This window comes from Aeromonas sp. FDAARGOS 1419, assembly GCF_019047045.1.
Taxonomy (GTDB): domain Bacteria; phylum Pseudomonadota; class Gammaproteobacteria; order Enterobacterales; family Aeromonadaceae; genus Aeromonas; species Aeromonas veronii.
In genome coordinates this window covers 2,060,130-2,074,610 of the sequence record NZ_CP077209.1, presented here as the reverse complement: position 1 = coordinate 2,074,610, position 14,481 = coordinate 2,060,130, and the positions used below count along the sequence as shown (strand labels likewise).

At 48.8% G+C, this 14,481-nt stretch carries 12 protein-coding genes; all 12 read left to right on the top strand.

Going from position 1 to position 14,481, the window contains the following annotated elements; all coding sequences use genetic code 11:
- Positions 1-176: 176 nt before the first annotated feature.
- The 12 genes from I6L49_RS09200 to I6L49_RS09145 all read left to right on the top strand — a co-directional run bounded on the left by I6L49_RS09200 (position 177) and on the right by I6L49_RS09145 (position 14,291).
- On the top strand, positions 177-1,244 hold the full coding sequence (locus tag I6L49_RS09200) for a hypothetical protein (RefSeq protein WP_216951365.1): 1,068 nt from the start codon (positions 177-179) through the stop codon (positions 1,242-1,244).
- Between the two features lie 65 nt (positions 1,245-1,309).
- Positions 1,310-2,065, top strand: a complete 756-nt coding sequence (locus I6L49_RS09195) for a glycosyltransferase family 2 protein (protein WP_216951363.1) — start codon at positions 1,310-1,312, stop codon at positions 2,063-2,065.
- Positions 2,066-2,089: 24 nt separating this feature from the next.
- Positions 2,090-2,851, top strand: a complete 762-nt coding sequence (locus tag I6L49_RS09190; protein ID WP_254127567.1) for a glycosyltransferase family 2 protein — start codon at positions 2,090-2,092, stop codon at positions 2,849-2,851.
- Between the two features lie 2 nt (positions 2,852-2,853).
- Positions 2,854-4,020 (top strand): nucleotide sugar dehydrogenase, encoded by a 1,167-nt coding sequence (locus I6L49_RS09185; protein WP_216951360.1) that lies wholly within the window; start codon positions 2,854-2,856, stop codon positions 4,018-4,020.
- A 321-nt stretch (positions 4,021-4,341) separates the two neighbouring features.
- Positions 4,342-5,457: a polysaccharide export protein gene (locus I6L49_RS09180; RefSeq protein ID WP_270804085.1), complete on the top strand. Its 1,116-nt coding sequence runs from the start codon at positions 4,342-4,344 to the stop codon at positions 5,455-5,457.
- Positions 5,458-5,693: 236 nt separating this feature from the next.
- On the top strand, positions 5,694-6,122 hold the full coding sequence (locus tag I6L49_RS09175) for a protein-tyrosine-phosphatase (protein ID WP_042018640.1): 429 nt from the start codon (positions 5,694-5,696) through the stop codon (positions 6,120-6,122).
- Positions 6,123-6,184: 62 nt separating this feature from the next.
- Entirely contained in the window at positions 6,185-8,359 is a 2,175-nt protein-coding gene (locus I6L49_RS09170) for a polysaccharide biosynthesis tyrosine autokinase (RefSeq protein WP_216951358.1), read from the top strand.
- 279 nt (positions 8,360-8,638) lie between these two features.
- Complete coding sequence (locus I6L49_RS09165) at positions 8,639-8,902, top strand: hypothetical protein (protein WP_042080343.1); 264 nt, start codon at positions 8,639-8,641, stop codon at positions 8,900-8,902.
- 57 nt (positions 8,903-8,959) lie between these two features.
- Complete coding sequence (locus tag I6L49_RS09160) at positions 8,960-9,604, top strand: YjbF family lipoprotein (protein WP_216951356.1); 645 nt, start codon at positions 8,960-8,962, stop codon at positions 9,602-9,604.
- Positions 9,601-10,347 carry a capsule biosynthesis GfcC family protein gene (locus I6L49_RS09155; protein ID WP_216951354.1) on the top strand — a complete coding sequence of 249 codons (747 nt, stop codon included), beginning with the start codon at positions 9,601-9,603 and terminating at the stop codon, positions 10,345-10,347. Before I6L49_RS09160 ends, I6L49_RS09155 begins: the two co-directional genes overlap by 4 nt.
- Positions 10,347-12,458 (top strand): YjbH domain-containing protein, encoded by a 2,112-nt coding sequence (locus I6L49_RS09150; RefSeq protein ID WP_216951352.1) that lies wholly within the window; start codon positions 10,347-10,349, stop codon positions 12,456-12,458. The genes I6L49_RS09155 and I6L49_RS09150 overlap by 1 nt, the downstream gene beginning before the upstream one ends.
- Before the next feature lie 189 nt (positions 12,459-12,647).
- Positions 12,648-14,291: a PglL family O-oligosaccharyltransferase gene (locus tag I6L49_RS09145; protein ID WP_216951636.1), complete on the top strand. Its 1,644-nt coding sequence runs from the start codon at positions 12,648-12,650 to the stop codon at positions 14,289-14,291.
- Positions 14,292-14,481: the final 190 nt, after the last annotated feature.

The window sequence follows — 14,481 nt, the reverse complement described above, 5'->3', positions numbered from 1 at the left end:
AAACATTATATTGCACATTGATTTTATTTCTATTTTTATTCTCTTTCCCCGTTCCATTTTTTTATAACTCCCTATTTGTTTCGCTGTTGCTATCTATCCCGTTGTGCAATAGCAAAGTGATTCATATCCTGTTGTCTTTTCTAAAAACACGATATGTAATATATGGAGTTCTGCTTTTGCTTACATCGCTTTTATATTATTCATTATCAACAATATTATCTGGTGTTTATGATTTTTCACTCATAAAAATATATGTTGGAATGTTCGTATATGGTGGGGTGGGGGCATTCGTTGCGGCAGTTATTTATGAAAACTCTGAAAATAATTCATTATCAACAATAATTTTGCTTTGCTTAGTGGTTCAAGCTTCTATTGTTTTGGCATCATTTGCTAGTCCCACATTTAAAAGTGCACTTGATCTATTTAGAACCGCAAATAGTGTTGATGTCGCCGAGCGATATTATGGGGGGGGGATTCGAGGTTTAGCATTATCTGGTAGCCAATTCTTTGGGTTAGCAGTTCTTCTTGCGTCTATGATATATATATGCTACGTGATGGAGCATCAGTTCAGTAACAGGGCATGGATTTATATAATATTGCTAATATGTTCAATTATTTTTCTATCTGTCGGACGAACTGTAATCTTCGGTGTTGTTTTTGGTCTTTTATTTTTGTTGATAAACATAAGTTCAACAGTAGGGGTGATTTTTAAAAAGATATTTTTAATTTTCATAATATCAGCAATACTGATCAGTTTTCTGCCATATCTTGCGCCATCACTAAAAGAGAAATTAGATTCATTCATGTATTTTGCTTTTGAGGCAATTTATAACTATATTCAGTATGGTGAGGTTAGAACAAGTTCTACAGATGTGTTGGCTCAGATGTATTACCCTTTATCGGCAAGTACATTGTTTCATGGTGATGGACAGTATTTAAATTTGGATGGTACATACTATGGGCATACCGATGCAGGCTATATGAGAGACGTTCTTGCGCTTGGTGTGCCATTTACGATTATTCTAATTATTTCTTTCATTCTAGTTATGATTCCTTCCAGAGAAATTTTCAATTATCAAATTAGAAAATCCGCATCTATTATTTTCATAGGCATGATGTTACTGCTACATTACAAAGGGGAGGTATTTTGGACGCTGTTATGTGAAGTGGGGCTTGTATTCTTTATTTCAGCATATGGTCATGCATGTAAAAAATATAACTCTAGTTGTCAGGTTAATTGTTAATAAAAATATTGTGTGGGTGATGCCCCTATTGTATATAAAATAACGCGATGATAGAGTTTCATAAAATGTTGACAATTGCTATATCTACCTTTGGTGATAGAATTGATTTTATAAACCAATACGCCTTTGATAAAAGGGTGCGGTATATAATACTTTGGCAGTCCTCTCGTGATGCTAACATGGTTCTCCCATCTAATGTTAGGCTGGAAAAGTTAAGCAGCATAGGTGTTACACATAGCCGTAATAAAGCTATTAATTCATGTGACACAGAATGGATTTGGTTTATGGACGATGATGTTCATATAACTGAAGATGTTATAACCTATTTACTCAACTCTTTAGAACGCAGAGAAAAAAATAGAGTTATTATATCTTCAGTTATTGATGAAGATGGTCATCCGATGAAAACCTATCAGAAAAAAAAATCTAATTCAATATTGGATGTACTAAACGTTGGGACTATACAAATAATATTGAACAATAACGCTGTTAAAAATAGCAGGGTTCGTTTTCCTATATTTATGGGTGCTGGAAACAAATATCCAGCTTGCGACGAGCCTATTTTTTTGTCTAGGTTACTGAAATCTAAGATAATATCTGGTTTTGTATTTGATGATAAGCTGACTATTTCACACCCAAAATATAGCTCAGGAATGAACTTATCTGGAAAAGGACAGCTAATATCCAGAGCTATATTGTTTAGAGAGGTTTTTGGTTTTCCTCTTTGCGTAATGGCTAGCGTTTTATTTTTTACAAAAAACTATGCTCTTATAGGTTCTAAAGCTAGATTTCTATTTTATTTTTGGAAGAAAGGTGGGTGATTTCATGTTTGTATTGAGGATTTTATGATGCTGAAAAAATATACTCCCCCCTTAATTTCTATTATAATGCCTTCGTATAATTCCAGTTTGACTATATCTGATTCTATTGATAGTGTTATAAACCAAACATATCAAAACTGGGAACTGATTATCACGGATGATTGCTCTACTGATGAAACTATTTCAATACTAAGGCGCTATGCTGATTCAGAACCAAGAATAATATTCTCCTGTAATGAGGTGAACTCCGGAGCTGCCGTTTCTAGAAATCGAGCTATAAACTTGGCTAAAGGTAAATATATAGCATTTTTGGATGCGGACGATTTGTGGTCAAGTAATAAATTAAGCGTTCAAGTCGATTATATGGAGCAAAGCGGAGCTTTATTTAGTTATACAGGATACCAAAAATTTTCAGAAAATGGATTGGGAGGGGTCATTATACCGCCTAAGCGGGTGACTTATAAACGATTATTGAAAGGGTGTGTTATTGGTTGTCTTACTGCAATGTTTAACGCCGAAGTTCTGGGGCGCCAGACGATGCCATTAATTCGTAAGAGACAAGATCTTGGTTTATGGCTTCAGTTATTAAAACTTTGTGATGAAGCACATGGTATTCAAGAAGTATTAGCCCAGTATCGCACTGATACCGGAATGTCTCAGAATAAATTTAATGCTGCTAGTTATCAATGGAGACTATATCGAGATGTTGTAGGGCTGAATTTATGTCAATGTCTCTGGTATTTTGGGTGGTATGCAGTTAACGGTTTTATTAAATACAGGAAATAATAATGAAAATTGCTATCGCTGGCACGGGATATGTCGGTTTATCAAATGCTGTTTTACTTGCGCAACACCATGAAGTGGTGGCCGTCGATGTGATCGCCAGCAAGGTTGAGATGATCAACCATGGGCGCTCCCCTATTGTAGATAAAGAGATTGAGAGCTATCTGGCCAACCATGATCTCAATTTACGCGCCACTCTTAATAAAGAAGAGGCTTATCAAGGGGCTGATTTCGTTATTATTGCGACGCCTACCGATTACGATCCTGAAACCAACTACTTCAATACCAGCACGGTGGAGTCTGTGGTGAAGGATGTGATGGCGATTAATCCCGATGCGGTGATGGTGATCAAATCCACCATTCCGGTTGGCTTTACCGCTCGGCTGCGTAAAGAGTTGGGATGTGAGAATCTTATTTTCTCGCCGGAGTTTTTGCGTGAAGGGCGCGCCCTTTACGACAACCTGCACCCGTCTCGCATTGTGGTAGGCGAACGGTCCGAGCGGGCTCACGTGTTTGCCAATTTGTTATTGGAAGGGGCGATCAAGAAAGATGTTCCCATGCTGTTTACCGACAGCACAGAGGCCGAGGCGATCAAGCTGTTTGCCAATACCTATCTGGCGATGCGAGTTGCTTTTTTTAATGAGCTCGATACCTATGCCCAGCATCATGGCCTCGATAGCCGTCAGGTTATCGATGGTATTTGCCTGGACTCGCGTATTGGCAGCCATTATAACAATCCCTCATTTGGTTATGGCGGTTACTGCTTGCCGAAAGATACCAAGCAGCTGCTGGCCAACTACAACCAGGTACCGAATAACCTGATCCGGGCGATTGTTGATTCCAATACCACGCGTAAGGATTTTGTCGCCGACTCGGTGATCCGCAAGAATCCAAAACGAGTGGGTGTCTATCGACTGGTGATGAAGGCGGGGTCTGATAACTTCCGTGCTTCTGCCATTCAAGGGGTCATGAAGCGGATCAAGGCGAAAGGGATTGAAGTGGTTATTTATGAGCCCACCTTGCGCGAGCCCGAGTTTTTCCGCTCCAAAGTCATGACTGATCTGGCGCAATTCAAAGAGAGTTGTGATGTGATATTGGCCAACCGTATGGTTGAAGAGTTGAGCGATGTGACAGACAAGGTATATACCCGCGATCTGTTTGGTAGTGACTAATAAGTCGATAGCGGTTCCCTCAAGCAGGGGGGACCGCATTACATTGTAAATAAGCCGTTAAATATCACGTTGGTACGATTCAAGCACATATTTGGTTCAACCTGTTGGCAAATCAAGGCTGATTTTAATATCAGCACCAAAGATGGTGTGCTTGAAAATGGGTATATATCCATTGAGTTGTCAGTGTTCTGCTTATATTGAGCGGTTCCATTGTTGCTGTGATTTTATCCGTAAATTTATCTCAGAATTCTCCGTGTTTTCCGCTATCATACGGCGATTTTTCCGTTCAGTTCTTGATGGCAAGCTTAATAAGGTGTGGTAGTGAAAAGGATTCAGCTCATTCCTCTGTTGTCGGCCGTGGCCCTGCTCAGTGCGTGCACTGTGGTGCCCGGTACCAATCTTTCCACCAGTGGCAAAACCGAGGTGGCTACAGGTTCCGTTGATGTAGATCAGCTGGCAGATGTCTATCCGGTTACACCGGCGTTGATCAGCCAGCTGCGCAAGGCGCCGGTGGTGGGCAAGGCCAACCCCGAGCTCAATAGCGAGATCAGCCGTTACGAGTACCGGATTGGTGTGGGCGACATCCTCAATGTCACCGTGTGGGATCACCCCGAGTTGACCATCCCGGCCGGCTCTTACCGCAGTGCCAGCGAAGCGGGCAACTGGGTCCATGCCGATGGCACCATCTTCTACCCCTATATCGGCAAGGTGGACGTGGTGGGTAAAACTGTCGCACAGATCCGTACCGATATCGCCAAGCGTCTGGCCCAGTATATCGAGAGCCCGCAGGTAGATGTGAGCATTGCGGCGTTCCGCTCCCAGAAGGTTTACATCTCCGGTGAGGTAACCAAGCCGGGCGCCCAGCCTATCACCAATGTGCCGATGACCCTGCTTGATGCCTTCAATCTGGCTGGCGGGTTGACCCCGACCGCGGATTGGCACCATGTGGTGTTGACCCGCCAGGGCAAGGAGTTCCCGCTCTCCATGCAGGATTTGCTGCAGTATGGGGATCTCTCTCACAATCAGTTGATGCGTGACGGCGACATGCTCTACGTGCCGCGCAACGATGCCCAGAAAGTTTTTGTGATGGGTGAGGTTAACAAGGCATCGACCCTGACCATTGGTCGTGAGGGGATGAGCCTGACCGAAGCACTGAGCAGTGCCGAGGGCCTTAACCAAAATGCCGCCAATGCGACCGGCATCTTCGTATTGCGCCCCGCCGCGAAAGCCCAAGAGAAAGCCGCCATTTACCAACTCGACCTGAGTGATGCCACCGCGCTGGTGATGGGTACCGAGTTTGCGTTGCAACCTTACGACGTGGTCTATGTCACCACGGCGCCGGTGACACGCTGGAATCGCGTGTTGAGTCAGCTGGTGCCCTCCATCAACGGCTTTAATGAGCTGACCGAAGGCATGCTGCGGGTTCGCAACTGGTAAGACCGTGATGTTGCTTAACCTCTCCCGCTGGATTGACGTGTAGCTGTACTCCCTCAGGGCGACGGCATTGGGGGGGGGCTGATGCCTCCCTTATCTCCGGTTGTTTGTTGCCTTGATACAGCGACAAACGGGGAGGATAGGGCAGAGGGCTATACCCTCTACCCGCCTACCTTCAGGAAGATGCACGTAGTGAGGGGCGGTGGCTGCAGATTTTATTTTTTAAGAGCGACAGCGATATGTTTGAAAAAATTCTTGTGGTGTGTGTGGGCAATATTTGCCGCTCCCCAACCGGTGAACGACTGCTTCGCGAGCGTTTGCCCGGCCGTCAGGTCAGTTCTGCCGGGGTCAGTGCCCTGGTTGACAAACCGGCCGACAAGGTCGCGAGCGAGGTGGCACAGCAGCATGGTCTCTCCCTTGAGGGACACTCGGCGCGCCAACTGACCCGCGAGCTCTGTCAGGATGCCGATCTGATCCTGGTGATGGAGAAAGGGCATATCTCTGCCGTCACGGCTATCGACCCGGGGGCTCGTGGCAAAACCATGCTGTTTGGCCACTGGCAGGGGGAGAGTGAAGTGCCCGATCCCTATCGTCTGAGCCGGGAAGCTTACGAACATGTTTACCAGCTGTTGGTGCGTAGCGCCGATGGGTGGGCGAAAAAACTGTAACGACATCCGCAGCGTCTGGTGGTGTTTGGGTTGTATCTGACTATAAAAATGGATTGTGTTTAATGACGACTTCTTCTGTTTCGTCCCGGCAGAGCAGTGCCGCGGTGGAGAATGACGAGATCGATCTGGGACGCCTGCTGGGTTACCTGATCGATGGCCGTTGGTGGATTGTGACGATCACCGCTCTGTTTATGGTTCTTGGCGTTGCATACGCTCTGTTGGCGACCCCGGTCTTCAAGGCAAACGCCTTGCTGCAGGTGGAGAAAAAAGCCAGTGGTGCTGCGCTGCTCGGGGATATGGCTGATGTATTGGGCGGTGAACAGCCCGATGCCGCCGCCGAGATTGAGCTGCTGACTTCTCGTATGGTGCTTGGCCGTACGGTACAAGAGCTTCACCTCGATACCGTAGTGACTCCTAATTTCTTCCCGCTGGTTGGCCGTGGTCTGTCACGGCTGATGGGGCATCCCTATCCCAAGATGGCGGTAAGCCGCTTTGATGTGGCGCCTGAATTGCTGGGGACGCCGCTGACGCTGACGGTCGACGCAGACAAACACTTTACCCTTGAGGTTGAGGGGCGGGTGCTGGAAGGTCAGGTAGGCAAGTTGCTTGAGAAAGAGGATGTCACCCTTCTGTTGTCTGATGTGGCAGCCGATGAGGGGCAAGTCTTCACGCTGGTCAAACAACCGGCTCTGGATGTGATTGCCGAGTTGCAGCGCGATCTTCAGGTCAGTGAAAAGGGCAAAAATACCGGGATCATCTCGCTGGCGCTGGAAGGGGATGACAAGGGCCGCATTCGTGCGGTGCTCGACAACATCAGCCAGAACTATCTGCAGCAGAATGTGGTACGCAAGACCGAAGAGGCCCAGAAGAGCCTGGATTTCTTGCAGACGCATCTGCCTCAGGTTAAAGAGGAGCTGAATCGTTCTGAAGAGCAGTTGAATGTTTATCGCCAGCAGAATGAGTCGGTCGATCTGTCGCTGGAAGCGAAAGCCGCACTGGATACCATGGTGGGCCTCGAGAAGCAGCTCAATGAGTTGACCTTCCGGGAAGCGGAGTTGCAGCAACTCTATACCCGCCAGCACCCCGCTTACATCGCCTTGATGGAAAAGCGCCAGACCTTGATGAATACCAAAAATGCGATCAACAAGTCGATCAAGCGTCTGCCAAAAACCCAGCAGGAGATTTTGCGTCTGACCCGTGATGTGCAGGTTGGTCAGGAGATCTTCGTCCAGCTGCTCAACAAGCAGCAGGAGCTCAATATCATGAAGGCGGGCACCATCGGCAATGTGCGGATCATCGATGATGCCGCCGTTGAAACCCGTGCCGTCAAGCCTAAGAAACCTTTGATCGTGGTACTGGCGACACTGCTGGGTGGCATGCTGTCAGTGGGGTTGATCCTGGTGCGCGCTGCCTTCCACCGTGGTGTGGAAAGCCCGGAACAGTTGGAAGAGATGGGGCTGTCTGTCTATGCCACCATCCCCTATTCCGCTGAGCAGGCCACCATCGAGCAGCAGCAGAAAAAGCGGCGGCAGGTCATGCCTCTCAACGAAGCCTTGCTGGCTGCGCGAAATCCGGCCGATTTGGCGATGGAGTCACTGCGTAGTCTGCGAACCAGCCTCCATTTCGCCATGATGGAAGCCAAAAACAACATAGTGATGATCTCGGGCCCCGGCCCGGGTCTTGGCAAAACCTTCGTGTCGACCAACTTCGCTGCCACGTTGGCTCTGGGCGGCAAGAAGGTGCTGGTTATCGATGCCGACTTGCGCAAAGGCTATATGCAGAAGGTCATGGGGCAGGAGATGGGCGCCGGTCTGAGTGCCTATCTGGCGGGTCAGACAGAGCTGGCACACGTTGTGAGCCAGACCGGGTTTGATGGCCTTGATTTTGTCTGCCGTGGGGCTGTGCCACCCAACCCTTCCGAGCTGTTGATGCACCCTCGTTTCAAAGCGCTGTTGGATTGGGCGAGCGAGCACTACGATTTTGTCATCGTTGACTCCCCTCCCATCCTGGCGGTCACCGATGCGGCCATCGTTGGTCAGCATGTGGGGGCATCCTTGCTGGTTGCCCGCTTCGCCAAGACTGCGGTCAAAGAGGTGGAGGTGGCCATTCGCCGCTTCGAGCAAAACGGGGTCGCTATCAAGGGGATCTTGCTCAACGCGGTAGAGAAGAAGGCGAGCAGTTATTACGGTAACTACGGATATTATCAATACAGTTATGGCAGCAAGGAAAAAGCCTGACATTCTGTTTGGATAACCGCAATAGGTGAATGCAGGGTGCGTCTTCATGGCGCACCTTTTTTATGACCACCAAAAATAGTTTTCGAATGCAACCTGTATTTCAGTGCAATAATAGCGTCCCGATGGTATGCTATATTTGCAATTATCTATGTTTACAATGAGTTACTTAACTTTTTGTGAACATGGCAATGCGCTGGTAAAGGGATATATGGTAATAGCATTGTTGTCATGCCATATTTTCTCCGAGCCACAAGTAGACAATAAACAAGGAAAGATGAAATGAAAAAAACCGCCCTGATTCTGGCTGCTGCCATGGCATTCTCTCATGGTGTGATGGCTGCTGAAGAAGCTGCTGCTGCTACCGCATCCACCGGTTCTGCCGGTGCCGCAGGTGCTGGTGCTGCCAGTGCTGCTGCCATCGGGACTGGCACCATTGTTGCCGTTGGTGTAGGTGCTGCGGTTGTTGCTGGTGTTGCCATTGCAAATGCCAACTCCAACGATGATGCCGGCCGTGGTACCGGAACCACAACCAGTACTCGTTAATATGATATAGGGCTGCTTTGGCAGCCTTATTTTTTTATTTGTCACTGTGGTCACTCTATGTCTTTATCGCGCAATCTTGTTTTTCTTGGTTTGTTATCTCTCACCGGTTGTTCAAATACTGCTTCTGTGACGAGCGAAACTATCAAATATGCCGTGTTGGGGGCTGATGATGTGACCGTCAGTGCCGAGCATGTCAATAAACTGCCTTATGCAAGCGCTTATCTGAAAATCGGTGATAACCCGCGGATCTTCGTGGTATTGGCTTATGTCAATGGAGATGAACTCTCCTGGCTGACAGCCGATCGGGTCATGATTATTACCCGCCACGGTCGGGTCATTAAAACTGTCGGTATGGAAAATGACCTGGTCATGAGCGAGAGTGCTTCTGCCGACCCACTGTCGATGGCTGCTACCTCATCTGCCAACTGGAGTGCCTTGTCAGAGTGGGAACAGCGCTATCTCAGCGGCTATCGTCTTGAAGGGAAGATGGTCCGTGCCGGACAGGATGAGCTGGACCTGGTCACGCGCCGAGTTTCAGCTACGCGTTTTGAAGAGACGGTTTCAATGTTCCCGGGGGGGAAATCCTGGACCAATGTTTTCTGGCGAGATCCGGTTAATGGACAGGTAGTAAAAACCCAGCAACATCTCGGCCCTGATCTGCCGGTCATTGAACTCACCATTTTGAAGCCATTCTCGTCATGAAAAAACTGACCCTATCTCTTTTATTGCTGTCCGGTGCTTGCTTCGCGGATACCAGTGTCAGCATTTACTATCAGGGGCGTCTTCAAGATCCCATCACCTTGAGTGAAGGGGCACGCCTTGACGCCTTGCTGAGAAACAAGCTGCTGCCATCACCCATCTATTGGCGCTCTGCCCAGATTACGACGCCAGCCCGTCAACATGAGTTTGAGCTCAAGCAAACGGCGGTGATCCGTGAGTTGGAGAGTCTGGCGAGCATATGGCGTAGTGAAGGTGAGGCTCAACGTGCCTCTTCTGCGGCTCGTCTTGCACATCAACTTGAAGGCATCACCGTTACCGGCCGTTTGCCTGTGATAGTTGATCCTGACAATGCCCAGCGCTCCCCGCAGGATAACCCTCGCCTGGAAGGCAACTACCGACTGTTTGTTGCTGCTCGCCAGCCTCAGGTTGCCATGTTTGGCCTGATGGAAGCACTCCCCACGCTGCCTCTGATACCCGGTGCCGGTGTCGATGAATATTGGAAGCGTGATGCGCTGCTGGAGGGGGCCGACTCGGCTCATCTGCTGTTGATCCAGCCAACCGGTGATATCGAGATGGTCCCCGTTGCCGTCTGGAACAAGCTTCATCGTGAACCCATGGCGGGGGCTGCACTGCTGGTCGGGTTTGATCCTGACCTGTTGCCCTCTTCATTTACCGGAATAAATCAGCGGATCGCCGAGATAATTGCAAACAGGGTGCCTCATTAATGATTCCAAAACTTTCATATATTGCCCTGGCCGTCTCGACCGTTTGTGTTGCTGCACCCGGGGCGAATGATCCCTATGGCCCATCGCAAAGTGATTTCGGTGGGGCAGGTCTGCTGCAGATGCCCAGTGCAAGAATGGCCGCAGAAGGCGAGTTCAGTTTCAACTACATGGATAACGAAGAGTATCGACGCTGGTCGATCTCCATGCAGCCCTTTGACTGGTTTGAGGCCACGCTGCGTTATACCGATGTCAGAACTCGCCTGTATAGCCCTTACGAGCAGTTCAGTGGGGATCAGACTTATAAAGACAAGTCGATGGATTTTAAATTCCGACTTTGGCAAGAGTCTGATTACTTACCCCAAGTATCCTTGGGCTTCAGAGACTTGATGGGGACTGGCCTGTTCGATAGCGAGTACGTTGTTGCCAGTAAACGTTATGGCCCGTTTGATTTCACCCTTGGAATGGGCTGGGGGAATATGGCCGAGAGCGGCAATATCAAGAACCCCTTCTGTGAATACAAAGAGAGTTGGTGCCAGCGTAATGATGGTTATGCGGGCAATGGCGGCAAATTTGAGGTCGATAGTCTGTTCCACGGCCCGGCGGCCTTGTTTGGCGGTATCGAGTATCAGACGCCATGGCGCCCTTTGCGTCTGAAACTGGAATATGACGGTAATGATTACAGCCGCGAGTATGCGGCCCTTAACAGCAAAGGCGGCTACGGAGCCTTGCCGCATAGCTCACCAGTCAACATAGGTGCCGTGTATCGTATTTTCGATAATATGGATACTCATCTCAGCTATCAGCGTGGCAATACCCTGATGTGGGGCATTACTATGCGGACCAACTTTAATGAGTTGCAGCAGGCCCATCTGGATGAGCCCCGGCCTGAGTATCAACCGGAAAAGAGTCCGGCCCAACTGGATGATGTCGATTGGGCTGCACTCAGTGCGCAGACGAAAAGCAATGCCGGATATCGTGATCTGGTCTGGTATGGCAAGGACGATCGTGTTTTTGTCAGCGGTGAGCAGCTGAAGTATCGCAAGCCAGATGAAGCCGAAGATCGAATGTCATTATTGGCCGCGAATGCGTTGCCCGCTTCCGTTCACTCTCTGCATATCGTTGAGCAGAAGAAAGGGCTCGATATCCGTGAAACTGTAGTGGACATGGACTCTGTACGGTTGGCAAACAGTGACCTCCCATTGGGACAAGAGACTACTTATAAGTCGGATGTCATCGCAGCCAATGTACCGTCGGCACCTGTTCGCCATGAAAGTCGCAGCTCGGCGCTGAGTTACAGCGTGGATCCGGTGTTGAACCAGTCTGTTGGGGGGCCTGAGTCTTTCTACATGTATCAGCTTGGTCTCAACTTCAATGGTGATTGGCGGGTGACCGAGAAGAACTGGCTGGGGGGCACGGTATTTGTGAACCTGGCCGATAACTACGACAAGTTCAATTACAAGAATCCACCGCAGGACGGGGATGCTTTGCCCAGGGTGAGAACCTGGATCCGGGAATATGTCAGCTCCTCCGATGTATTGCTTAACAACCTGCAAGCGGCCCATTTCGAGCAGTTCTCACCTGAGTGGTATGGTCAGGCTTATGCCGGCTATCTGGAGATGATGTACGCCGGTGGTGGTGCCGAACTGCTGTATCGTCCTTTTGGTCGTTCATGGGCGATTGCGGCTGATGTGAACTGGGTCAAGCAACGGGATTGGAACAATACCTTGCGGATGGCCGATTACGATGTGGCAACAGGCCATGTGACCGGTTATTGGCAACTGCCCTATGTTGATGATGTATCTGCCCAGCTCTCTATTGGCCGTTATCTGGCAGGGGATGTCGGGGCAACACTGGATCTGTCCAAACGCTTCTCATCCGGCGTTGTGGCAGGGGTGTTTGCAACGCTGACCGATGTGTCTGCTGATGAGTATGGAGAGGGGAGTTTCACTAAAGGTATCTATGTGACGATTCCCTTCGACTTGATGCTGCTGCGCCCGACAACCAGCAAAGGCTCGATTGGCTGGATGCCATTGACCAGAGATGGGGGCCAGATGCTGGCCAGAAAATACAGTCTTTACAGTTTGAGTAGCAACGCATCATTCCCTGACTAATTAATGCTATAGCTTGAGTAAAGCGCTCTGAATATGGTTGTATGAAACACCATTTTTTCAGAGCGCTTTTTTATGCCTACATTTCCGTCCACCGGGTCATCAGTGCCATCAGCCCATCGGGAAAAGCGAGTGTTTTTTCTCTTTTGGGGCATAAGCATACTTTGGCTGGGACTTGGAATGCATTTTTTCATGCATAACCCGGGTGGGGCAGGTCTCTATCTTCCTTTCAACGCATGGGGATGGATATTTGCTTCTTTGATGATCTGTCTGGGGTTGTGGCATATAACGTCGAAAGGCGAATTGGTGTCGAGCAGGTTCTTGCAAGTTTGGGGGGGCGCGATTGTATTGATGCTGCTACCCATGGCGTGGTCTGACGCCACCTTGCGTGATTACGCACTTCCTCGCCTCGGTGGTCTTGTCGGCGGCGGATTATTTCTCTTCTCGCTCTATCAGTTCCGTCTTGCACAGAAGGCGCGTCAACAGCTATTGACGCTTATGCTGGTCGCGATAGCTATCGAAATGACTTTGGGCCTGGTGCAGTATTACCTGCTAACACCTGGCAATTGGCTTGGCTATGACACCAAAGCAAATCGCCCCTATGGTATTTTTCAGCAACCCAACGTGATGGCCAGTTTTATGGCCACCGGTTTGTCTCTGGCTGCTTGGCTAAATACCCTCAACCAACATCGATGGCTGAAGGCACTTCAGGGGTATGTGATCGTTGGTTCCGTGGTATTGCTGATTGTTCTTCAATCCAGAGTTGGGCAACTGGGTGGAATATTGGCTTTGCTGATGATGCTTCCCTGGTTGAAGAGAAACCACGCTTTGAAGGTGACTCTTTCATGTGTCTTATTGGGCGTGCTGTTCGGACTCGCATCTCTGTATGGTGTGGAAGGGGTCAAGCGGGGTCTTTCTGTCTATCAGTCGGGGGGATATCGTACGATTTATTGGTCGTATGCATTGCACCTGCTGTCACAACATCCTTTTACCGGATGGGGATATGGTTCTTTCGAATCTGTATTCCTGCATAACTATATGGCAGACAAGTTATTGAATCCGGCAATGCCACAGATTGAGTACAACCTTGATCATCCTCATAATGAGTTGCTCTATTGGGCTGTTGAAGGGGGTATCTTGCCTGTCATCGGGCTCTTGGTGATGGGGGCCGCTGTGATATGGCGTGTAGCGGGTCAATCCAGGTCGCATGGATTGGCCTTATTGGCATTAGTCGTACCCATTACACTTCATACCCAGGTCGAATATCCCCTCTATCACTCCATTGCTCACTGGATTTTTTTATTGATGTTGGTCTGGTATATCGATGAAACCTGTGGGGCAGACGCAGCCAGAGGGATAGCCGTATACCGTTACCCCCATAAGTTGTTGTTACGCTTTCTGGCGGTTTCCATCCCCTTGTTTATCGTACCATTCATGTTGACTGCGCTTCATACGGCCTGGGTCGTCACCAAATACGAACGGGGGGGGTATAAGGAGCCAGCATTGTTGCTGGATATTATTAATCCAATGGCTTGGTTGACGCGGGTTGAGTTTGATGTAAATGCGGTACGATTGATGGTGGGTTTACAGACTCAGAATAAGACCGAACTGGAAGCTTACCTGGCATGGGGGCAAGATTTTGTTCGCCATACACCCAGAGCAAATATCTACGCGAACATGGTTGTTGCATTGAATGCGTTGGGGCGCCCTGACGAGGCTCGTAATTTAAGAGCCGAAGCGCTCCGTTGGTATCCAAAAGAACCATTGCTGATTGAGGCAACCTCTAAACCAATGGTCAGTGGTGTGGATACGTTACCTACTGGAGCAGCCAACTAAGGCGTGGAAAATGGGATATGAGGCAATCATAGCGGCTTGGCTCTATCCCGTTATAGCTGTAGGAATGAATCTGTGGTTTCCGTGCAAGAGGTAAGTTGGAGGGGAAATGTATCTTTAGTCGCACGCCTTTTTTATGTTCATTGGGTTGTTTTTAACTTGTTGTTTTTAAGTGGTTTTAATCCCTGGTGCG